We start from the raw sequence: 24912 nt of genomic DNA, 5'->3' as shown, positions 1-24912 counted from the left end.
GTGCTCTTTTTTATAGTATAAGAAATTATAGAATTTTTTGAAATTTAAATAATGATAAATAGAAGAGGAGATAAATTATGGATTTAAGCAAAAGATTAAATTGGATATTAGAATATGTTGATAAATGTGATGCTGTAATGGACGTAGGAACTGATCATGGATATATACCAATTTACTTAGTAAAAAATAAAATGGTAGAAAAAGTAATTGCAAGTGATATAAATAAAGATCCACTTCAAAAAGCAAAGATTAATGCTTCATTAGATGGAGTTATAGATAAAATAGATTTACGTTTAGGGGGAGGTCTTTCACCTTTAAAGAAGAATGAAGTACAAGGTGTGATAATAGCTGGAATGGGTGGAAATCTAATAAGAGATATATTAGAAGAAGATATTAATAAAGTTAAAAAATTAGATTATTTAATTCTTCAACCAGCTCAAAATCCAGAAGTATTAAGAGAATACTTATATAATAACAATTATGAGATTTTAAATGAAGACTTATGTTTTGATGAAGGTCAATTTTATGAATTATTTAAGGTGAAATATAAAATGCGAGAAAAAACCAAATTAGAGCCTATATTTTATGAAATAAGTCCAATAATGTTAAAAGAGAATAATAAGTTAATAAAAGAATATATAAATAGCAAAATTGAAAAATATAATAAAATTTTATGCTTCATAAAAGAAGAAACTGAATCTGCTAAATTAAGAAAAGAAGAACTACATAATAAAATAAAAATGCTAGAAAATTTTATAAAATAATAGCTATTGAAAAAAATACAATGGAGGGATTTATATGGTTTTAGTAAAAGATATTGCAAATATCATTGAGGAAAAAGCTCCTAAATTTTTAAAAGAGGATTTTGATAATGTTGGATTAATGGTTGGAGATGAAAATAAAGAAGTAAAAACAGTTTTATTAGCTTTAGACTGTACTAAAAAAGTTATAAAAGAAGCTATTGATAATAATGTTGACTTAATAATAACTCATCATCCTCTAATATTTAAAAAGCCTAAAAGTATAATTAATGGAGATTTATTAGGTGATAAAGTTATAGATTTAATAAAAAATGATATAAGTTTATATTCATGTCATACTAATTTAGATTCTGCTAAGGATGGAATTAATGATGCATTACTTGAATTATTAGATTTGAAATATAGTAAAATAATTGAAAGTTCTAATATTAAAGGATTTGAAGAATGTGGACTAGGCAGAATTGTAGAATTAGAAAAAAATATTAATATTGAAGAAATAGTAAGTAATCTTAAAGAAAAACTAAATATTAAAAATATGAGAGTTGTAAAAGGTGATAATCATATAAATAAATTAGCAATAATTAATGGTAGTGGTCAAGATTTTTTCTATATGTGTAAAGAACTTGGAGTAAATTGCATAATAACTGGTGATACAACTTATCATTTTGCTTCCGATTTTAAAGAATATGGGATCAATATAATAGATGCGGGACATTTTTCAACTGAATGGTTAGCATTTATAAAAAGTTTAGAATTCTTAAAAAATAAATTTAAAGAAATAAAGTTTATAGTTTCAAAAAAATGTCAAGATCCATATGATTTTATTTAACTAAATTAAGTAATATCTGCATATATTAATTGTGAGAGCAATTTATAGGTGGGTATTATGGGAGATGACAATAATAAAAGTTTTAAACATATGTGCAAAAATATGAGGAGATGTTTTAGGGGTGGTAGAAGAAGAGGTGGATGGTTTCCATTCTTTCAAGGTCCTTGTCCTTGGTACTTTTGTCCTAAAGCTGTAGTAGGAGCAATGATACTTGCATCACTACTTTTATGTGGGGTTAATATTTATGGTGTATTAATAATAACTTTATTAATATTATTATTTATTTTGGTGTGAAATAACAATATTTAGTAACTTTATCACTTAGCTTAATAATTACCAAAAAAATTATTAAATTTTTATTTGTAAAATTATAAGATGTGTGATAATATAAATCTTGCGAGCAAAACGTGCAATCGCTGCTGGGCTTGACCCAGGAGAGGAAAGTCGGGGCTCCATAGGGCAGGGTGCTGGATAACGTCCAGTCAAGGCGACTTGAAGGATAGTGCAACAGAGATATACCGCCTAAGTTTACTTAGGTAAGGGTGGAAAGGCGAGGTAAGAGCTCACCAGCGTGATGGTGACATCACGGCTATGTAAACCCCACTTGGAGCAAGACCGAATAGAGAGGCATTAAGGGATTGCCCGTCCCGCCTCCGGGTGCGTCGCTTGAGCTCATTGGCAACAATGAGCCTAGATAGATGATTGCTTAATACAGAACCCCGCTTACGGCTTGTCTCGTACAAATATGAAGAACACTAGGTTAACGTCTAGTGTTCTTTTTATTCTTTAGAAAATTATATTATTGAATGGCTATGTTTTAAAACAGTGTTGATATTGTAGTATAAAGCTCATGGACAGAGGAATTTACTTTAAGAACACTAAAATAAAGCTTAGTCCAATTAATGCATGCTCCCAATCAAAGATTGCTGACAAGCAATTAATTGTACAAATCTTCATTAAGAGTTCTAAAAAGCAAATTCCAATGCCAGTTCGCCCTTATACTAAAATATCAACACTCTGCTAAAACATAGCCTTTTATTTAAACTAATTTCAATATTCCTAAGTTTGGTTCAAAATATATTAAATAAGAATCTATTTTATAGCAAATACCATATTTTTTTCTGTAGTTAATAATGGTATCATTTAAGAATTCTTCAGTTACCCAAAAAAAATCAGTTAATTCATATTTATTTTTTACACCATAATTATAAGCACAAATTAGATCTTTTATTTCAATAAGTTTTTCATTTGCCCATCTCCGAGCTCTCAATTCTTGTTTTTTACTGTTAAGATTATTATAGTCAATTATATTCCCGAAGGATGTTTCATGATGTCCTATCTCTTCAATTAGAATACATTTACGTTCGATATCTGTGTCAATATCAGAATTAATAAGTATTCGGCTATTCTTATATAATCCCTTAAAATTAAATTTTAATTTTTTTTCTTTAATATTTAACCCCTTATTTTGAGCATATATAAGCAAATCTTCATATGTCATTAAATTACTCATGTAAGTTACCAATTTTCATCATCAAATAAAGCATCTATGTAATCTTTTAGTAATTTGACTTTTTTTGGAGTTAAATGTTTATCTTCTAAATGTGCTGCAACTGTATCAATTTGTTTTTGTTTTTCAATATCTACATTTTTTATTAAATTTTCATCTATAATATCAATTTTTGTTTCTTCAAAAAAATCATTTACGGATATATCAAGAGAAGAAGCTAGTTTTTGAAGTGTTATCATTCGAGGATTTAAGGTCTTACCAGTTTCTATATCTGAAATTGTACTTGGTCCAACACCACTCAAATCTGATAGGTCTTTTAATGTGAATTTTTTTTCAATTCTTTTATTTTTTAAAAAGTTACCTAAAAATAGATCCAACAATAGTGGTTGCAAATTTTTGTCGATGTTAAGTGGATTACAGAGGAACAAAAAAAAGAAATAATAGTTGGCAAATAGAGTGTTTTGTTTGAGTATAGATATATCATATGATATCCTTACATAGAGGGGGAGTATTAATGAATCAAAAATCAAGAGATTCGAATTTTGAATTATTTAGGATTGTTTTGATGATAATGGTAATATCAATTCATTATTTATTACATGGTGGAGTTTTAAAAAATTTGACACCAGACGATACAAATTATTATATAGTAAACATAATATATAGCTGTATTAGAGTAGCTGTTAATTGTTTTGTTCTTATATCAGGATATTTTGGAATAAAATTTAGCATAAAAAAATTAATAAAATTTGAATTACAAATATTATTCTACTCAATTTCAATATTTATTATTTTTACTTATAGTGGAGTAATGGAATTTAATATAGTTGAATTAAAGAAGAGCTTAACACCAATGATATCAAGGGAATGGTGGTTTATCACTACATATTTATTACTTTATATAATAAGTCCATATGTAAATATTGTACGAGATAAATTATCAAAAGAAAATTATATTAAATTACTACTTATAGGTTTATTTTTTTGTATAATAGCACCAACTTTTAGATTTAATCCATTACTTACTAATAGAGGATTTAGCCTGTATAATTTTATTTTTTTATATTTAATAGGAGGATATATACGAAAATATTATGATAAAAATATATCAAAATATAAATTTCTTTTTAGTTATATTATATTTTCAGGATTAACATTTTATTATAACCTATTAATAAATGATATTAAAAATACAGTAGCATATGATTATGATAGTATATTTATATTTGGTGCAACTATATCGTTAACTATGTTTTTTAAATCAGTAAAATTAAAATCGGGTATAATTAATAGTATATCACCAATGGTTTTTGGAATATATTTAATTCACGATCACGAATATGTTAGAAAGTTTATTTATACTCAAATATTTAATACAAATAAATATTATACTAGTAATTTGCTTTTAATTAATGCTATTAAAACGATAGGTTGTATATTTGTAGTGTGTTTAATAATAGAATTTATTAGATTGAAAATATTAGCAAAGTTAGAAAATATTATTACTGAAAAAATAACAAATACTTATAAATTAATAGAAAAAAAATTATTTTATAATTAGAGATAGAAATGAACTGTTGCTTCAATATTAAGAGTAGTAGTTATTTTAATTGATGTTGCAGTTCGTTCACAATAGCAATATTAAATATAGTATTTTAAATATAGGATAGATAGTTTAATATGATTATTAATTATAGATAGTTTTATATATTTTATAGTTATTAAAGGTAGGTATTATAAATAAAAACATAAAGGCAATACCAATCACCACGTTAGGTGATTGGTATTGCCTTTTATAATAATATAAAAGACAAGGAGAATGATTTAAAACTTTGTTTAGATATAGAAGTAAGCAATTTTAATGTAATGGATTATGCTCTAAAATTTATAAAAAAGTTTGAAAGTTTATGTGAATAGTTATTATTAATAACAATGTAATAAAATCATGCATATAATATTGTATGAAGTTATAAAGTTTATAATTTCATGAGTTATAGTAATCAGAGTTACTTTTGCTTTTGAGATTTGTTTGGTGATATTCCTATAATAAGAAATGTAATGTTTGCTAAAAGAATAAGTATCTATCTATTAAATGTTAAAACTAGATTACACAAGGAGGATGTAATATGAGTAAATTATATTATAAGGAAGAAATAGCTGCAAATGATGAAATAATTGAGAAGTTAAATGTAGATGATAAAGAAGAAGATAAAAATTTAAATATAGATATGGAGACAACTGAGGAAATAAATAAAGAAATAGATATAGCTAATGAAGAAGAGAGAAAAAGATGGCATTTTGGAAAACATGTTGATCTTTCAGCAAATTGCAATTTCGAAATGCATGTTAATTCTGAAAATAAGATGATTTATGTATGTCCAGGAAAGGCTCAATACTTTTTAGCTAGTTCATCAAAATGTTGTGGACCAATTAGTGTTAAATATTTAGGCCATAATTATGATGAAAGATGTAAAAAAATATATGGATGTCTTGGAACGTATTTTGTATTTGATTCAGGAATAGTTATTATTCCTAAAAAACAATTACACCCTGGCGCTATAGATGTTTTACCATTCTTAGCATATGATGGATGCAATTATTATAAATTTGAAGTAATATTCACTTATTCTCCATGTGAATGCTGTAAATGTTGTAGTAAGTAGTTTTTTAAAATAAATGTAAATATATTTTAATATAAACAAAAGAGTTGATCTAAANNTTTAGATCAACTCTTTTGTTATCTTAAGTTCTATAAGCAATTTTAATAGGGAAGTTTAAGAAAGAATATAATACTTTTCCAAAATATGTTGACAATTTAACTTTTTTGTAATATTTATACAAAGAGATATATGATAAAATCTTATGTAGAGCATTAACGCTTTTCAAGGTAAGGAGAAATTATGAATAAAAAAGTTAAAAAAAAACCAACAAGAAAAAAAGCGAGGCGTGAGAAGAAAAAGAAAAAATCATTTTCGGTATTTGTGGGATTAATATATGTTATTACTTTTTTAGTAATAACAACACCTTTAGTATTAATTTACGGCCCATATGACAAGACAAGGAAAACTTTAATTTCAACAGTGTTAGCTACTCGCCATGCCTATTTAGTAAATGATTTTATACCACAAAAAACATTAGATAAAATATTGGGAAAAAGTGAAATTGAAGAAGAAAGTGTTCCAACTAATACATCTATAGATTTAAACAAAATAGATGTTAAATATGATTCTGGAAATAATGTAACTAAATATGATATACATACAGAAAGATATGATGGTTATATGTTAGAAATAGAAAATCCACATAAAGTTAAAGTAGCTATGACTAAATATCTTGGAAAATTAGGTCAGAAGACAAGCGAAATGGCAGAAGAACATAATGCAATAGCAGCTATAAATGGTGGAGCATTCTCAGATACATCTTCAGATGGAGTAATACGTGCTGGCACAGGGGGAAAACCAGAGGGGTTTGTGATTTCTAATGGAAATGTTATATATCCTACTACAAAATGTGATGAGCATTTTATTGCGAATGTAATTGCATTTACTAAAAAGGGTCAATTAATTGTAGGAAATCATACCCTAGCAGAATTAAAAAAACTTGATGTGCAGGAAGCAATGTGCTTTAGGGAACCTAACGTAATAATAAATGGAGTTAGACAGCATAAAAAAGAAGACTATGTAGATGGAATTAATCCTAGAACTGCAGTTGGACAAAAAGAAGATGGAACAGTACTATTTTTAACTTTAGATGGTAGAAAATTATCTAAACCAGGAGCTACAATATATGAAGTTCAAGAAATAATGAAAAATCGTGGAGCTATAAATGCAGGTATGCTTGATGGTGGATATTCAACGACTATGTATTATAAAGGTGATGTAATAAATTCTCCTAATTCGTGGGATGGAGAAAGAACTGTTGCTACAGCATTTTATGTTGAACAGTAAGTTAGGAGATGAAATATTATGAAAGTTTTAAATAAATTATTAATTTTTACATTTGTAGCATTTATAATTCAACAAGGAATATTTTTATATATTGAAAATATATATTTATCATCAAACATGGATATTAAAATAGAAAAATCTGATGACAGTGAAGTTAGTAAAAATGAACAAAAAGAAGTTGAATTAAAAGAAAATGTAGATGATTTAAAAGTATCTTCTAATGGTAGATATATTGCAGGGCTTCAAGATGGAAGATTAAAAGTATTAGATAGTGATGAAAATAAATATAAAGACGTTAAAAATAATGTTAATAGTAATATTGTATTTTACAAATGGGTTACAAATTCAGATCGTATAATTGCCATACAAAAAATAAAAGAAAAAGGAAGAAATTATTTTGAGCCAATAGCATTTAATGCTAAAAATGGGGAACAAATTGAACTTGCAGACTTTGATTTTAACAAATTAAGAGTGAGAATTGAAAATAGTGAGGATAAAGTAGAAGATATTCCTTTTTCAATAGGAACCCATAGTTTATATATTAAAATTAAAAAGAGTAATGAAAAAAGTGATTTATATTATGCAAACACTATGAATCAATTAGAGAAAAAGAGAAGTAATAAAGAGATAGGTAATATTGTTATCCCGACTACAGGAGCTAATGCAATAATGGAGATGGGAACTCAAGTAACAATATTAGATAAACCAGATAATTTATTGATACCTAATACAAAAAATCCAAAGTTACTAGGAGCAGATATAAACGATAATGTATATTTTGCTTCAGAAGTAGATAATAAGGTTGTAAAAATATATTATGCAATTTCATCTGACAATTATAAAGATTGGAAAGAATTCAAATTAGATAATCCAGTAAATAAAGAAGATGTATTAGTTGATTATAGTGGGAAAGTTTATATTAATGATAATGAAAAGAAATCCGTAACAGAACTTACAAGTAAAAAAACAATTAAGTATAAAGGTGAGTTAATCCAAACATATTCTAAAGGAGTTATATCGAAGAATGGTAATAAACTAATAAAGAACAGTATATAAGAAAGTAAAAATGCTACTAAATTTAACTTTAGTAGCATTTCACAAAAAAAATAATCTAGTTTTGTGAGTTTTTCATATAGAGTTTAAAGGATTACAATTGTACAATATAACCATGATAAACAATTAATTAGACTTAAATGGGAGGGGTTAACATGGCAGATTTGTCATTAAGACACATTTATAAAATATATTCAGGTGATGTAACAGCAGTAAACGATTTTAATTTAGAAATAGAAGATAAAGAATTTATAGTATTTGTTGGACCATCAGGTTGTGGTAAATCAACAACTTTAAGAATGATAGCAGGTTTAGAAGAAATATCTAAAGGTGAATTATATATAGGTGGAAAATTAGTAAATGATGTTGAGCCAAAAGAAAGAGATATAGCAATGGTATTTCAAAACTATGCATTATATCCTCATATGAGTGTTTATGATAATATGGCTTTTGCATTAAAGCTTAGAAAAGTACCTAAAGAGGAAATTGATGAAAAGGTAACTGAGGCTGCAAAGGTATTAGGCATAGAACATTTATTAACAAGAAAACCAAAGGCTTTATCTGGAGGACAAAGACAAAGAGTTGCATTAGGAAGAGCCATAGTTAGAGAACCTAAAGTGTTCTTAATGGATGAACCATTATCAAATCTTGATGCAAAATTAAGAGTTCAAATGAGAACTGAGATATCTAAACTTTATAATAAATTACAAACAACTTTCATATATGTTACTCATGACCAAGTTGAAGCAATGACTATGGGAACTAGAATAGTTGTAATGAAAGACGGTATAATACAACAAGTAGATACTCCACAAAACATATATAATAACCCAGTAAATATTTTTGTAGCTGGATTTATAGGAAGTCCTCAAATGAACTTCATAGATGGTAAAATAATAGAAAAAGAAGGCAATCTATATTGTAGCTTCGAAGAAAATAATATATTATTACCAGAACAACAAGCTAAGGAATTAAAAACCAAAGGTTATGTGAATAAAGAAGTTACATTTGGAATAAGACCAGAACATTTAGATGATAATATGGAAGTTGTAAAAGAAAATCCATCATCAATTATAAATGGAAAAGTAGAAGTAGTTGAGCTTATGGGAGCTGAAAGTTATATTTACTTTGTAGCATCTAACAATAATATGACAGCAAGAGTAAATGGAACTACTAATGTAAAAACTGGAGATTCAATAAAATTATACGTTGAAAGTGAAAAAATACACGTATTTGATAAAGAAAGTGAATTAAGAGTAATATAAATTTTATTTTGAGGTGAAGAGATGTACGGATTAGTTGAATATTTAAATGAATTATATAAAAAATGTGAAATACCTTTTGAATTATGTATTGATAATAAAATGGTTTTTAAAACTAATCCTTTTCTTTACACTGATAAAGAAATAATAGAAGCTAGATTTAATATAAATAATAAAATATTTATATTAAGAACTTATAGCAATTTTAAAGACTCACTAAAGCTTATTAAATTTTGTATTGAAAATAGATGCAAAGATGAGCACGATGTTAGAGAAAATACAATAATTTCTTTATTAAAAAATGAATATGTATCAAGTGATAAATTAAATGATATTATGATTGAGTTAAATGAGGTCTATTTAATATCTATTAATTTAGAAGAAAAAATAAGTGAAGCTATAGAGATTTTAAAGACAATATATATAGATACTGAAGTGTCTATATTAGAATATAATGAATATATTATTTTATTAGGGACATTTGAAGATATTGAAGATCATATATCAAGCATAACTGAAACTATACACAATAATTTATATAAAAGATGTTATATAAGTTACTATGCTGTAGAAGATTATAATAATATAAGTTCATTATATAAAGATGGGATATATAAAATTAACTTAGCTAAAAAATACAATATTTCAAATAGAATATTTAATGAAAAAAGTCTATTATTTGAAAGTATTGTAGATAGTTTAAGTGAAGAAAAGAAAGTAAAAATATTATCTAAATTTAATTATGGATTTAATAAATTAGATGATGATACAATAAATACAATAGAAGTATTTTTTAATTGCGATTTAAATTTGAGTGAATCAGCTAAAAATTTATATGTACATAGAAATACTTTGATTTATAGGTTAGATAAGATTAAGAAATGTACGTCTTATGATATTAGAAACTTTAATGAAGCAATACTATTTAAAATAGCATTTTTCATATGGAAAGAGAGTAATATATAAATTCATATTTGATATTCCGGTAACGATACCGAGTTCTGAATTCAATAGGGTAAATTTATTAGTTTATTGATATAATAATTGAAATGGGTGTATAATAAAATTATTGCGGAAACGTTACCATTATTTTTATTAGATTTTACATATATATTAGGAGGAATATCATGAATATAGGAGATATAGCAAGACTTGCAGGTGTAGGGGTAAGTACTGTTTCAAGAGTTATAAATAATCATCCAGATGTAAAAGAGAGTACAAGAGAACGAGTTTTGGAAATTATAAAACAAAACAATTACATACCTAATAATAGTGCACGAATATTAAAGCAAAACAATACTAAAAATATAGGTGTACTAGTAAAAGGAGTGTTTAATCCATTTTTTTCACAGATGATAAATGTTATAGGTAACATCATAGATAGATCAGGATATACAATGATATTAGAGCAGAATGATTACAACTTTTATCAGGATGTAGAAAATCTTATGGGATTTATAAAAGAAAAGAAATTACAAGGAGTTATTTGTCTAGGTGGAAACTTTATTGATATAAAAGAAGATAGTTTTTCAGATATAGAAACTCCAATAGTTTTAACATCAGTTAATACTATATCTAAAAAAGGCAAGAAACATTATTCTTCAATAGGAATAGATAATATTAAAGCTTCTTATGATGCAACTAAATATTTAATAGAAAAAGGCCATAAAAAAATAGCACTTATTTTAGGTGATGAAAATGATTTGGGAATTAGTTGGTGGAGACTTAAGGGATATAGAAGTGCTTTAGAAGACAATAATATTGAAATTGATGACGAACTTGAATTAATCGGAGATTATTCTTGCGAAAAAGCATATAACGAAACTATAAATCTTATAAAAAATAGAAAAGATGTAAGTGCTATTTTTGCACTTTCAGATATTATGGCTACAGGAGTAGCAAAGGCAGTTGTAGATAGTGGGTTGAAAATTGGTGATGATATTTCAATCATTGGTTTTGATGGGATGGATGAAAGCAAGTATTATAATCCAGGACTTACTACAGTAAATCAACCAAAAAGATTAATGGCTGAAACGAGTATATCATTATTATTTTCATTAATTAATGGAACTGAGGAAAATAAGCAAATATTACTAGATACTAAATTAATCGAAAGAGAATCATGTAAGGACTTATTGAAAAAATAATAGACTATGTTTTAAATATGTGTTGATATATGCAATATGAAAAGTGGTGTTCTAAGTTTAATTACTGAGTCCACTTTGCTTATTCATATATCAGTGCTTTATTAAAACATAGCAAATGATAAAAAAGGCATAAGGGGGAGAAAAAAATGAGAAGAAGCAGTGGAATTATAATGCATATTGCATCTTTGCCGGGGGAATTTGGAATAGGAACATTTGGGAAAGAGGCATATGAGTTTGCAGATTTTTTGAAAGAATCACATCAAAAATATTGGCAAATACTTCCTATAGGACCGACTAGTTATGGAGATTCACCATATCAATCTTTTTCAGCATTTGCAGGAAATCCTTATTTTATAGATTTTAAACTATTAGAAGATGATGGGTTATTGGAAAGTAAAGATTATTTAAATTTAAACTTTGGAAAAGATGAAGAAGATATTGATTATGGATTAATATTTGTAGAAAAAATGAAGGTTCTAAGAAAAGCGTATGAGAGGTTTAAGCGTAATTTACCAACAGACTTAAAAGAATTTGAAGAAGAAAATCAGTGGTTATATGATTATTCTTTATATATGGCACTTAAATCAAAATTTGAATTAAAGAGTTGGCAAAAATGGGATATAGATATTAAACTTAGAAAAAAAGAAGTTTTAAATAAATATAGAGAAGAATTAAAAGATGAAATAAACTTTTGGACCTTTATACAATATAAATTCTTTGAACAATGGACTAATTTAAAGAAATATGTAAATGATTTGGGTATTGAAATCATAGGAGATATTCCAATATATGTAGCTGAAGATAGTGCAGATATATGGGCAAATCCAAAAGCATTTTTATTAGATGAAGAAACGTTAGTACCATTAAAAGTTTCAGGATGCCCACCAGACAATTTTGCTGTAACAGGTCAATTATGGGGAAATCCAATTTATAATTGGGACTATATTGATAAGACTAATTATAAATGGTGGATAGACAGAATGAAACAAAGTTCAAAATTATATGATGTTATAAGAATAGATCATTTTAGAGGGTTTGAATCTTATTGGTCAATACCTTATGGGGATCCTACAGCAGAAAATGGAGAATGGGTAAAGGGTCCAGGAATGAAATTATTCAATGCAATAAAGAAAGAACTTGGAGATATAAAAATAATAGCAGAAGACTTAGGATTTTTAACTGATGAAGTTGTAAAATTTAGAGAAGAATCAGGATTTCCAGGAATGAGAGTACTTCAATTTGCATTTGTAGGAGATGCTGCAAACAGAGACCTACCTCATAATTATGAAGAAAATTGTATAGCTTATACAGGCACTCATGATAATAATACATTTAGAGGATGGCTTGAAAAAACAGGAACTGAAGAAGAAATTGAAGCGTCTATTAAATATCTGGGATTAAATAAAGAAGAAGGATATAACTGGGGATTTATAAGAGGGGTATGGAGTAGTAAAGCTTATTTATCAATAGCTTTAATACAAGATTTCTTAAATTTAGGGAATGAATCTAGAATTAATGTTCCTTCAACACTAGGACAAAATTGGCGTTGGAGAGCTAAAAAAGATGTATTTACAGATGAACTAGCAGAAAAAATTCATGATATAACGAAAATATATGGAAGGTGCGAAGAATAATGAATAAAGAAAATATAAAAAAAGGTATTGATAGATATTTAAAAGTAAAATATGGAATAAAGTTAGAAGATGCTAAGGAATATCAAATATTTAATGCTCTTTCATTAACTATATTAGAAGAAGTCGTGGATGATTGGAATGATACAACTAAAGCATATAATTCTAAGAGAAGTGCAAATTATTTTTCAGCAGAATATTTAATGGGTAGGGCACTTGGAAATAATTTAATAAACTTAGGCTTGTATGAGGATGTAAAAGAAGTATTATCAGAATTAAATATAGATATTAACAAAGTAGAAGAAATAGAAGAAGATGCTGGCCTTGGTAATGGGGGACTTGGAAGACTTGCAGCATGTTTTATGGAATCAGCAGCTACAATAGATATGCCGTTAAATGGTTATGGAATTAGATATAATAATGGGCTATTTAAACAAAATATAGATGAAGGATTTCAAACTGAAAGTGAAGATAGCTGGTTAAAGTATGGTGATCCCTGGAGTATAAGAAAAGATAACGAAACTCAAATTGTAGAATTTGAAGATATGAAAGTTAAAGCTATACCATATGATACACCTATCATAGGTTATGGAACTAAAAATATAAATACATTAAGATTATGGAAATGTGAACCGATAAAAGAATTTGATTTCTATTTATTTAATGAACAAAAATATGATGAATCAGTAGAATTAAAGAATAGAGCAGAGGATATATCTAGAGTTTTATATCCAAATGACTCAAACGATGAAGGAAAGATATTAAGATTACGTCAACAATATTTCTTAGTAAGCGCTTCACTAAAAGATATTATTAAAAAACACATAGAAAAATTCGGTACCGATTTCGAAAAGATAAGTGAATATAATTTTGTACAATTAAATGACACTCATCCAACACTTGCAATACCAGAATTTATAAGAATATTAGTTGATGAAGAAAAGGTTACATTTAAAAAAGCATTAGGATATGCTAATAAATTCTTTGGATATACAAATCATACTATATTAGCAGAAGCATTAGAAAAATGGGATGTTGAATTAATAGAAAAATTATTCCCTAGAATATTAGAAATTACTAAGCAAATTGATAAAGAATTAATAAAAGAATTAAAAGCTAAGAAGTATACAGAAAAAGAAATTGAAAAACTTAGAATAATTTCTGATGATCAAATGAGAATGGCTAATTTAGCTATATTTGTATCAAAAGCAGTAAATGGAGTTGCTCAGTTGCATACGGATATATTAAAGGATAAAGAATTAAATGATTGGTATAAATTATATCCAGCAAAATTCCAAAATAAAACAAACGGAATTACTCCAAGAAGATGGTTAAGACTATGTAATCAAGAATTATCAGAATTTATAACTAAGTTACTAGGAACTGAAGATTGGGTTAAAAACTTATCTTTATTAAGGGATTTAAAGAAGTTTGAAAATGATGATAAAGTTTTAGAAGAACTTATGAATATAAAGCTTCAAAAGAAAAAGCAATTATCAGAATATATTAAAGATGAAGAAGGAATAGAATTAGATCCAAATTCAATATTTGATATTCAAATTAAGAGATTACATGAATACAAGAGACAATTATTAAATGCAATGTATATCCTTGATTTATACTATAGAATAAAAGAAAATCCATCTTTAGATATACCAAAAGTAAGTTTTATCTTTGGAGCTAAGGCCTTCCCAGGATATGTTAGAGCTAAAGCAATAGTTAAATTTATAAATGAAATAGCAGAACTTATAAATAATGATAAAGATGTAAATGGAAAAATAAAAGTAGTATTTGTTCATAATTATAGAGTTTCATATGCTCAAAAGTTATTCCCAGCAGCAGATTTATCTAAACAAATTTCTACAGCTGGAAAAGAAGCATCAGGAACAGGAAACATGAAGTTCATGTTGAATGCTACTCCTACATTTGGAACTTATGATGGAGCTAATATAGAAATAGTTCAAGAATCAGGAGAAGAGAATAATTACATCTTTGGATTAAGAGTTGAAGATATAGATGATATTAAAGAAGAGTATGATCCAATGACTTATTATAAGAAGAATAAGAGCATTAAGAGAGTTCTAGATACTCTAATTGATGGAACTTTTGATGATGGTAATACTGATGATTTTAAAGACCTATATAATTCATTATTAGAAGAAGGAGATCAATATTATCTTCTAGCAGATTTTGAGAGTTTTAAAGAAGCTCAAGATAAAGTATTTAAAGATTACAAGGACACTAAAAAGTGGGCTAAAAAATGTTTTGCTAATCTTTATAGTGCAGGAATATTCTCAAGTGATAGAACTATAAAACAATACTGTGATGAAATTTGGGATATAAAAGAGACTCCTATAAAATAAATGCCTATGTTCCAGTAAAATGTTTATATATGCCACTTTACCTATTGCATATATAAACATATATTAGAACATAGCAAAATAAATAATATAAATAAGGCTGTATAGAATGATTTTCGTTATAAGCCAATGAAAGAGGATTCATTAATTTGAGTCCTTTTTTATTTTTTAGAAAATTATATTGTTAAAAATTTGTGGATAACTCAAATTATAAATTAAATAAAGTTTAAGAAATCGTATATAAAGAATAAAAAATAATATCAATATAAAAATCTTAACACAATCTTAATTCTAAATAAGAAAACCCTAACACCACTATAATTTTTTCCATGTTAAACTTGTCCTATCAAAACCAAGGGGGTAATAAAAATGCATGTGATGGTTGGGCTTATAGGAATAATTTCACTTATATATTTTATTTATTTAGCAAATATTTTATTAAGAGGTGACAAATAATGATGAATTTAGTATTACAATATGGATTGTATATTTTGATATTAGTAGTATTGGCAATTCCATTAGGGAATTATATAGGTAAGATTATGAATGGAGAAAAAGTGTTTTTATCTAAGATATTAACACCATGTGAAAATTTTATTTATAAAATGCTTCATATTGATAAAGATGAAGATATGAGTTGGAAAAAATATTCTTTTTCTGTTTTAGCATTTTCAATTATAAGTTTAATAGTATTATTTTTACTACACATTTTCCAAGGCTTTTTGCCATTAAATCCAGAAAAAGTTTCAGGTACAAGCTGGGATCTTGCATTTAATAATGCGGTAAGTTTTGTTACTAATACTAATTGGCAAGGTTATTCAGGTGAAAGTTCATTAAGTTATTTCACACAAATGATGGGACTAACTGTACAAAATTTTGTTTCGGCAGCAGTTGGTATTTCAGTATTATTCGCACTAATTAGAGGATTTATTAGAGTTAAGCAAAAAGGTATAGGAAATTTTTGGATAGACATTACTAGAGCTGTACTTTATATATTAATTCCTCTTTCAATAGTAGTATCTTTAGCATTAGTGTCTCAAGGTGTTGTACAAAATTTTAAACAATATGAAACAGTTTCTTTATTAGAGCCTATTACACTTGAAGATGGAACCGTAGTAACGGAAGAAGTTGTTCCATTAGGACCTGCAGCAAGCCAAATAGCAATAAAGCAACTTGGTACAAATGGTGGAGGATTTATGGGGACTAATTCAGCGCACCCAATTGAAAATCCAACTATATTATCTAATTTATTTGAAATGATTTCATTATTATTAATCCCAGTAGCATTATGTTTTACTTTTGGGAGAAATATAAAGGATAGAAGACAAGGCATAGCTATATTTATAGCAATGGGTATAATGCTAGTTGTAGCAATGGGCATTGTTGGAATAAATGAACAAATTGCTACACCACAAATGGCGTTAAATGGTCAAGTTGATTTATCAACAATTAATCAATCCGGTGGAAATATGGAAGGAAAAGAAGCTAGATTTGGTATTGCAACTTCTTCAACATGGGCAACATTTACTACTGCTGCGTCTAATGGATCAGTAAATTCAATGCATGATAGCTATACTCCAATTGGTGGAATGATACCTATGCTACTTATGCAACTTGGAGAGGTTATATTTGGAGGCGTTGGATGTGGGCTTTATGGAATGATAGGTTTTGCAATACTTGCAGTATTTATGGCAGGACTTATGGTAGGAAGAACACCAGAATATTTAGGTAAAAAAATAGAGCCTTTTGAAATGAAAATGGCAGTTTTAGTTTGTTTAGCAACACCGATAGCTATTTTAATTGGTAGTGGTATTGCAAGTATATTACCTGAGACTGTTAATAGTTTGAATAATTCAGGGGCTCATGGATTTTCAGAAGTATTATATGCTTACACTTCAGCTGGAGGTAATAATGGTTCAGCATTTGCTGGTTTTGCAGCGAATACACCATTTATAAATATAAGTATTGGGTTAAGTATGCTATTTGCACGTTTTGTTCCTATGATGGGTACTTTGGCTATAGCAGGAAGCATGGTTAAAAAGAAAAAAGTTGCAGAAAGTGTTGGTACATTACCTACACATAATGCTATGTTTATAGGACTTTTAATTTTTGTTGTATTGCTTATTGGTGCATTAAGTTTCTTCCCAGCATTGGCACTTGGACCAATTGCTGAATTCTTTCAAATGTTAGGTTAAATGGGGTGACAAAATATGAATGAAAATAAAGGTAATTTTGCAAATAAAAAAATGATTAAAAGAGCTGTTAAAGATTCTTTTATAAAACTTTCACCAAAAACTCAAATGGAAAATCCAGTTATGTTTCTAGTATATATTTCATCTATATTAACAACTGTATTATATGCAGTTTCATTAGTTGGAATTAGAGATTCAAAATCTAGTTTTATATTAGGTATTACTATAATTCTTTGGATTACTGTATTGTTTGCTAATTTTGCAGAAGCAATAGCAGAAGGGCGTGGTAAAGCACAAGCTGATTCTTTACGTGCAGCAAAGAAAGATGTGGAAGCGCATAAAATTCCATCTATAGAGAAAAGAGATGAGATAACTAAAGTTTCATCAGCACTGCTTAAAAAAGGAGATATAGTAATTGTTGTTGCTGGAGAGCAAGTTCCAGCGGATGGAGAAGTAATAGATGGAGCAGCTTCAGTTGATGAAAGTGCAATAACAGGAGAATCAGCACCTGTTATTAGAGAAAGTGGTGGTGATAGAAGTGCTGTGACTGGCGGAACAACAGTAATTTCAGATTGGTTAATTATTCAGGTTACAAGTGAGGCTGGAGAAAGTTTTCTTGATAAGATGATTTCTATGGTTGAAGGTGCAGCGCGTAAGAAAACACCAAATGAAATTGCATTACAAATTTTATTAATTTCACTAACTATTATATTTTTATTGGTTACAGTTTCACTATATTCATATTCTATTTTTTCAGCTAATCAGGCTGGTGTGGTAAATCCTATTTCAGTTACATCACTAGTGGCACTTTTAGTATGTCTTGCACCAACAACTATAGGTGCATTACTTTCATCTATTGGTATTGCAGGTATGAGTCGTTTAAATCAAGCTAATGTTTTAGCAATGAGTGGACGTGCTATTGAAGCTGCAGGAGATGTTGATATTTTGATGTTAGATAAAACAGGCACAATCACTTTAGGTAATCGTGAAGCTTGTGAATTTATACCAGTAAATGGAGTTGATGAAAATGAGTTGGCAGATGCTGCACAGCTTTCATCTTTAGCAGATGAAACTCCAGAGGGACGTAGTATAGTGGTTCTTGCTAAAGAGAAATTTGGAATAAGAGGAAGGAATATTAGAGAATCTAATATGGAATTTATTCCATTCACAGCTAAAACTCGTATGAGTGGTGTTAATTATAATAATAGTGAAATTCGTAAGGGAGCAGCAGAAACTGTTAAAGACTATGTAATTTCAAGAGGTGGATGTTATAGCAAAGAATGTGATGAGATTGTAGCTAGAATATCAAATAAAGGCGGTACTCCTCTTGTTGTAGCTAAAGATAATAAAGTTCTTGGAGTAGTTTATTTAAAAGATATTATTAAGCAAGGCGTACAAGAAAAGTTTGCAGATTTAAGAAAAATGGGTATTAAAACAATCATGATAACTGGAGATAATCCATTGACAGCAGCAGCTATTGCAGCAGAAGCTGGTGTTGATGACTTTTTAGCTGAAGCTACTCCAGAAGGTAAGCTAGAAATGATACGTGATTTTCAAGCAAAAGGCCATCTTGTTGCAATGACAGGCGATGGAACTAATGACGCACCAGCACTTGCACAAGCAGATGTAGCAGTTGCTATGAATACAGGAACACAAGCAGCTAAAGAAGCTGGAAACATGGTTGACTTAGATTCTTCTCCAACAAAATTAATTGATATAGTTAGAATTGGTAAACAATTATTAATGACACGCGGCAGTTTAACAACATTTAGTATAGCTAATGACTTAGCTAAATATTTTGCAATAATCCCAGCATTATTTATTGGATTATATCCAGGGTTATCTGCATTAAATATTATGAATTTACACAGTGCGGAAAGTGCAATATTTTCAGCAATAATATACAATGCATTAATTATTGTAGCTTTAATTCCATTAGCACTTAAAGGTGTAAAATATCGCGAAGTTTCAGCCGGTAAGTTATTATCAAGAAATCTTTTGGTTTATGGCTTAGGGGGAATAATTGTACCATTTATAGCTATAAAAGTAATTGATGTTTTAATTACTGCAATTGGTATTGTATAAAGAAAGGATGATTAGTAATGAAGGAATTTAAAGCAGTATTTCCTAAAGCTTTAATAATATTTATAATATTTACTATTTTGTGTGGAGGTATATATACAATATTTATAACAGGAATTTCTCAAATAATATTTCCTAAACAAGCCAATGGAAGTATTATAGAGGTAAATGGAAAGAAATATGGCAGTGTATTATTAGCACAACAATATAATGATGAAAAACATTTATGGGGAAGAATTATGAATATTGATACAAAAACTTTTCTTGATGATAGTGGAAGAAAATTGGCTTATTCAGCACCATCTAATTTAAGTCCTGCAAGTAAAGAATACGAAGTTCTTGTTCAAGAAAGAGTTGATAAAATAAAAGAAAATCATCCAGAACAAGATGAGCAAGCAATTCCTGTAGATTTAGTGACTTGTTCAGGAAGCGGTTTAGATCCTCATATTTCAGTTGCGGCCGCTAAATATCAAGTAAATCGCATTGCTAAGAATAATAATATGGAAATAAAAGATGTAGAAAAGATTATTGATAAATACACTTCAGGAAAACTTTTTGGTGTATTAGGAGAAAAAACAGTAAATGTATTAGAAGTTAATCTTGCTATTGATGGAATTTTGAAGTAGATGCTGAGGAGATATGATGTTATGCAAAAAATAGTGAGTGTATCGGATGAAATAATAGGTAGTAAAGCTCATATAAAATTAGATATTTCAAATGTAGAATTAATATCTATACTTGTTCATGAATTGAGTAAGGAAATTGGCATAAATCCTGAAGTTCAATGTATTTCTAAAGAAAAACTTATATGGGTTATTTTTTCGGATTCGTGTTTTGAATGTGATTTTCTTATTGATAATTATTCATTAATTATTGCTGAAGTATCAGAAAAGTATCCGATTGTAATTAATGGAATAATTAATGATTTCGAAGAAGGTGAAATTAAGGTTTTTTATGAAGAAGATCAGTTAAAGTTAAATAAAAGTAATGCTTCTGGAAAAGATTTCTTGAGTCTTTCTGATTTATGTCTTAAAATAAATGTAGAAAAAAATGAGGAAATAGAAATTTTGAATGAAGCCTTATCAAATATAAAATATAATAAAAACTGTATTGCAATTAGACGAAAATGGGATAAGTATTTTTCAAATTATAGTATTAACGATAATCAAAAAGTTATGAAATATATTTATATTCCTTTAGAGACATTAGATAATGAAGAGGAAGAATATTTGAATTCTTTGAGTATTTTACAAATGAAAGAATTATGGTTAGATTTTCTATTAGATCATCATACTGCTTTAGAATTTGAATTATTATATAATATGTTTCAAAAAAGAAGTATGGAAAAAATGCATTTATGGGAATTAGCTTTAAGAATAGCATTATCTCAATGTGAATTTAGTATAGAATATCATGATAAAGAATTTAATATTGTAGATAAGAGTGGAAAGCGTGTATATTATAATTTTGAATCATCTTCATCAGCAGAAAAACTGTTATTAAAAATCTTATTTCCAATAAAGACAAACTTGTATTAAATAAAATATTAACACAATCTTTATACTATAGTTAAAATAATTATGAAATATTTATTTTGGCTATAGTATAATTTCTTTATAAGTAGATTATATTTTGAGGTGACATATATGATAGATGAACGTCCAGATCCTGATGAGATTTTAAAGAAAATATCCCCAGATGAAAATAACAAACAAGGAAAATTAAAGATATTTTTTGGATATGCAGCTGGTGTAGGGAAAACCTATGCAATGCTTGAAGCGGCTCATATAGCTAAGAATTCAGGTATTGATGTAGTAGCAGGGTATATAGAACCTCATACTAGAGTAGAAACCCTTGCTCTTTTAGATGGGTTAGAAATGTTGCCTAATTTAAAAGTTAAATATAAAGGAATAACTTTAAATGAATTTGATCTTGATTCTGCAATTAAGCGAAAACCACAGCTAATTTTAGTAGATGAATTGGCACATAGTAATGCTTATGGATGCAGGCATATGAAAAGGTATCAAGATATACAAGAATTACTAAATAATGGGGTAGATGTGTATACCACTATCAATGTACAACATATAGAAAGTTTAAATGACATTGTAGCATCTATAACAGGAATAGTTGTAAGAGAGAGAATTCCTGATAGTGTATTTGACAATGCTAATCAAGTTGAATTGGTTGATATTGAGCCAGATGATTTAATTGCACGATTAAATAAAGGGAAGATATATAAAACCGCTCAAGCTAAGAGAGCATTAATTAACTTTTTTACAAAAGAAAAATTAGTTGCATTAAGAGAAATAGCACTTAGGCGTACAGCAGATGCAGTTAATAAAAAAATTGAGGATAATAGAGAAGAAACTAAAAATACGTATTATACAGAAGAACACATTTTGATTTGCTTATCAAGCTCCCCAAGTAACTCAAAGGTAATTAGAACAGCTGCAAGAATGGCATTTGCATTTCATGGATTGTTTACAGCATTATTTGTAGAAACTTCTAATAATAAAGAAATTAGTATGGAAAATAAAAAAATATTAGAAAAAAATTTAAAACTTGCTGAACAATTAGGTGCTAAAATAGCTACTGTCTATGGTGATGATGTGGCAAATCAAATTTCTCAGTATGCGAAGATAAGTGGTGTTTCTAAAATTGTTATTGGAAGATCAAACAATAAAAAAAAGTGGTTTAGTAGCAAAAAAACATTGGTTGATAAATTAACAGAGTTTGCACCTAATATAGATGTTTACATTATTCCAGACAATTCTAAGGCTTATAAAAGAACTTCAAAAGAGAAGCTGAAAAAAAGCAATTTACCACATTTTACTGTAATGGACTTAATAAAAACAACAGTAATATTAGGAGTTGTCACAGTAATGGGGTTAATATTCTATAATTTAGGATATAGTGAAGCTAATATTATAAATATATATATATTAGGAGTATTACTAACATCTATAACTACAACTGGAAAAAGCTGTGGGCTTTTAGTATCAATACTAGGAGTATTAGTATTTAATTTTTTATTTACTGATCCTAGATTTACATTCCAAGCTTATGATAAAAGTTATCCAATAACATTTTTGGTTATGTTTATATCATCAATAATATCAAGTAGATTAGCAACTAGAGTAAAAATGGAGGCTAAATATGCTGCTGAAAAAGCTTATAGAACTGAAGTCTTATTAGAGACAAGCCAAAAGTTACAGATGGCTAAAAATAAAGAAGAAATTTTTAACAAGATACTTATTCAAATAGAGAAATTATTAGATAAAACAGTGATATTATATCCAGAAGATAATGATATACTCTTAGAACCAATAATTTTCAAAAAAAAGAGGACAAGTGATATAAGTGAATTTATTACTGAAGATGAACAAGCTGTGGCCCAATGGGTATTTAAGAATAAAAAACATGCAGGGGCGACAACCAATACTTTACCAGGAGCAAGATGCCTTTATTTAGCTATACGAAATCACGAAAAATCATTTGCAGTAGTAGCAATTCCATTTGATAGAAATGAAACTTTGGATTCTTTTAAAAAGAATCTGCTAATTGCAATTTTAGCTGAAAGTGCTTTATCTTTAGAAAAAGAATATATAAATGAAACTAAAAATGAAATTTATATGAAAGCAGAACAAGAAAAACTAAGGTCTAATTTATTAAGAGCTATTTCACATGATTTACGTACACCTCTTACAAGTATATCTGGGAATGCTGGAATTTTAATGGGAAATTCTAGAATATTAGATGAAGATAGAAAACAGAGGTTGTATACAGATATTTATGATGATTCTATGTGGCTTATTAATTTAGTAGAAAATTTATTGTCTGTAACTCGTATTGAAAATGGTACAATGAATATAAAATTACAACCAGAATTAATAGATGAAGTCATACAAGAAGCACTTCAACATATTAATAGAGAAAGCTCAGACTATAATATTGAAGTTGAAGTAGATGATGAATTATTGATGGCTAAAATGGATTCTAGATTAATTATTCAAGTAATAATTAATATTGTAAATAATGCTGTGAAATATACTCAGAAAGGTTCAAATATTAAAATACTTGGGAAAAAGCAAGGCAAAAGTGTAGTGATTGAAATAAGTGATGATGGATGTGGAATTGAAGATTCAATGAAAGGAAAATTATTTGATATGTTTTTTACATTAAATAGCACTAGTGCAGATGGAAGAAGAGGACTTGGACTTGGACTATCTTTATGTAAGTCCATAATAAATGCTCATGGTGGAGAAGTTTATGTAAGAGACAACGAACCTAAAGGAACTATATTTGGTTTTACGTTACAATATGAGGAGGTTATATATAGTGAATAAACCACAAATTTTAGTTGTAGAAGATGATAAAGCAGTTAGAAATTTAATTACCATAACATTGGAAACAGAAAATTATAAATATCATGTTGCTGAAAATGGTGAGGCTGCAATTAGAGAAGATATTTCATATGTACCAGATATCATTATATTAGATTTGGGTTTACCAGATATGGATGGAGTAGAAATTATCAAGAAAATACGTACATGGTCAAATGTTCCAATCATAGTAGTTAGTGCGCGTAGTGAAGATAGGGATAAAATTGAAGCTCTTGATTGTGGAGCTGATGATTATTTAACTAAGCCTTTTAGTGTTGAAGAATTGTTAGCAAGACTACGTGTTAGTTTAAGAAGAATTAATTATGTTAATGGTGTACAAGGAGAAAATAATAATTTATTTGTTAATGGAGATTTGAAGATTGATTATGCGGCAAGATGTGTATTTATTAAAGATGAGGAAATTCATTTAACGCCAATTGAATATAGATTAATATGTCTTTTAGCTAAAAATGTAGGAAGAGTACTTACTCATAATTTTATATTAAAAGAAGTATGGGGAAATACTTTACCTAATGATACACCATCATTACGTGTTTTTATGGCAACTTTAAGAAAGAAAATAGAAGAAAAACCTTCAAAACCCAAATATATACAAACTCATATAGGAATAGGATATAGGATGCTAAGAATTACAGAGGATTAAGGAATATATTTTTAGGCTCTGTTTTAGCAGAGTGTTGATATATGCATAAGAAAAGTGAGCGGAGTAATTGAACTTAGGAATGCTAAAAT

20 protein-coding genes and 1 other RNA gene are annotated in these 24912 nt (G+C 27.8%); 19 read left to right on the top strand and 2 right to left on the bottom strand.

The annotated features are described in order from the left end of the window. The first annotated feature begins 77 nt into the window (after positions 1-77). The 4 genes from NG904_RS04760 to rnpB all read left to right on the top strand — a co-directional run bounded on the left by NG904_RS04760 (position 78) and on the right by rnpB (position 2332). A complete protein-coding gene (locus tag NG904_RS04760) occupies positions 78-764 on the top strand; it encodes a tRNA (adenine(22)-N(1))-methyltransferase (protein WP_252230191.1) in 687 nt (228 codons plus the stop codon). 34 nt (positions 765-798) lie between these two features. Then, complete coding sequence (locus NG904_RS04755) at positions 799-1590, top strand: Nif3-like dinuclear metal center hexameric protein (RefSeq protein WP_252230189.1); 792 nt, start codon at positions 799-801, stop codon at positions 1588-1590. Positions 1591-1647: 57 nt separating this feature from the next. Further along, complete coding sequence (locus tag NG904_RS04750) at positions 1648-1884, top strand: hypothetical protein (RefSeq protein ID WP_252212568.1); 237 nt, start codon at positions 1648-1650, stop codon at positions 1882-1884. Between the two features lie 103 nt (positions 1885-1987). Beyond that, positions 1988-2332: RNase P RNA component class A (gene rnpB / locus NG904_RS04745), an RNA gene on the top strand. Between the two features lie 297 nt (positions 2333-2629). Here rnpB and NG904_RS04740 read toward each other — a convergent pair. Next, positions 2630-3103, bottom strand: coding sequence for an ImmA/IrrE family metallo-endopeptidase (locus NG904_RS04740; RefSeq protein ID WP_252230187.1), 474 nt, complete (start codon positions 3101-3103; stop codon positions 2630-2632). Positions 3104-3108: 5 nt separating this feature from the next. After that, positions 3109-3477: a helix-turn-helix domain-containing protein gene (locus NG904_RS04735; protein WP_252230185.1), complete on the bottom strand. Its 369-nt coding sequence runs from the start codon at positions 3475-3477 to the stop codon at positions 3109-3111. A 137-nt stretch (positions 3478-3614) separates the two neighbouring features. On the opposite strand from NG904_RS04735, the gene NG904_RS04730 reads away from it, so the two are divergent. The 15 genes from NG904_RS04730 (at position 3615) to NG904_RS04655 (ending at position 24823) form a co-directional block, all read left to right on the top strand. Then, the gene (locus NG904_RS04730; RefSeq protein WP_252230183.1) at positions 3615-4661 is read left to right on the top strand and encodes an acyltransferase; all 1047 of its coding nucleotides are present in this window, start codon (positions 3615-3617) and stop codon (positions 4659-4661) included. Between the two features lie 565 nt (positions 4662-5226). Then, positions 5227-5763: a hypothetical protein gene (locus NG904_RS04720; protein WP_252226974.1), complete on the top strand. Its 537-nt coding sequence runs from the start codon at positions 5227-5229 to the stop codon at positions 5761-5763. Positions 5764-6000: 237 nt separating this feature from the next. Continuing rightward, a complete protein-coding gene (locus tag NG904_RS04715; RefSeq protein WP_252230181.1) occupies positions 6001-7047 on the top strand; it encodes a phosphodiester glycosidase family protein in 1047 nt (348 codons plus the stop codon). A gap of 18 nt (positions 7048-7065) precedes the next feature. After that, a complete protein-coding gene (locus tag NG904_RS04710) occupies positions 7066-8103 on the top strand; it encodes a hypothetical protein (protein ID WP_252212542.1) in 1038 nt (345 codons plus the stop codon). Between the two features lie 152 nt (positions 8104-8255). Next, positions 8256-9365: an ABC transporter ATP-binding protein gene (locus NG904_RS04705; RefSeq protein ID WP_252212541.1), complete on the top strand. Its 1110-nt coding sequence runs from the start codon at positions 8256-8258 to the stop codon at positions 9363-9365. A gap of 21 nt (positions 9366-9386) precedes the next feature. Next, complete coding sequence (locus NG904_RS04700; RefSeq protein ID WP_252230178.1) at positions 9387-10328, top strand: PucR family transcriptional regulator; 942 nt, start codon at positions 9387-9389, stop codon at positions 10326-10328. 161 nt (positions 10329-10489) lie between these two features. After that, positions 10490-11509: a LacI family DNA-binding transcriptional regulator gene (locus NG904_RS04695; RefSeq protein ID WP_252212539.1), complete on the top strand. Its 1020-nt coding sequence runs from the start codon at positions 10490-10492 to the stop codon at positions 11507-11509. Positions 11510-11655: 146 nt separating this feature from the next. After that, positions 11656-13143 carry a 4-alpha-glucanotransferase gene (gene malQ, locus NG904_RS04690; protein ID WP_252230177.1) on the top strand — a complete coding sequence of 496 codons (1488 nt, stop codon included), beginning with the start codon at positions 11656-11658 and terminating at the stop codon, positions 13141-13143. Beyond that, on the top strand, positions 13143-15503 hold the full coding sequence (locus NG904_RS04685; RefSeq protein WP_252230175.1) for a glycogen/starch/alpha-glucan phosphorylase: 2361 nt from the start codon (positions 13143-13145) through the stop codon (positions 15501-15503). Before malQ ends, NG904_RS04685 begins: the two co-directional genes overlap by 1 nt. 452 nt (positions 15504-15955) lie before the next feature. Next, complete coding sequence (kdpA, locus tag NG904_RS04680) at positions 15956-17695, top strand: potassium-transporting ATPase subunit KdpA (RefSeq protein WP_252230173.1); 1740 nt, start codon at positions 15956-15958, stop codon at positions 17693-17695. A 15-nt stretch (positions 17696-17710) separates the two neighbouring features. Beyond that, complete coding sequence (gene kdpB, locus NG904_RS04675) at positions 17711-19777, top strand: potassium-transporting ATPase subunit KdpB (RefSeq protein ID WP_252230171.1); 2067 nt, start codon at positions 17711-17713, stop codon at positions 19775-19777. Positions 19778-19794: 17 nt separating this feature from the next. Then, positions 19795-20400: a potassium-transporting ATPase subunit KdpC gene (kdpC, locus tag NG904_RS04670; RefSeq protein ID WP_252230169.1), complete on the top strand. Its 606-nt coding sequence runs from the start codon at positions 19795-19797 to the stop codon at positions 20398-20400. 21 nt (positions 20401-20421) lie between these two features. Continuing rightward, positions 20422-21312 (top strand): hypothetical protein, encoded by an 891-nt coding sequence (locus NG904_RS04665; RefSeq protein WP_252230167.1) that lies wholly within the window; start codon positions 20422-20424, stop codon positions 21310-21312. Positions 21313-21420: 108 nt separating this feature from the next. Beyond that, positions 21421-24123 carry an ATP-binding protein gene (locus NG904_RS04660; RefSeq protein WP_252230165.1) on the top strand — a complete coding sequence of 901 codons (2703 nt, stop codon included), beginning with the start codon at positions 21421-21423 and terminating at the stop codon, positions 24121-24123. Then, positions 24116-24823 carry a response regulator gene (locus NG904_RS04655; protein ID WP_252230163.1) on the top strand — a complete coding sequence of 236 codons (708 nt, stop codon included), beginning with the start codon at positions 24116-24118 and terminating at the stop codon, positions 24821-24823. Before NG904_RS04660 ends, NG904_RS04655 begins: the two co-directional genes overlap by 8 nt. The last annotated feature ends 89 nt before the right edge of the window (positions 24824-24912 follow it).

It is taken from the genome of Clostridium sp. ZBS15, from assembly GCF_023845705.1.
Lineage (GTDB): Bacteria > Bacillota > Clostridia > Clostridiales > Clostridiaceae > Clostridium > Clostridium aquiflavi.
The sequence above is the reverse complement of the archived record's forward strand: the minus strand, read 5'-3'. Positions and strand labels throughout refer to the sequence as shown.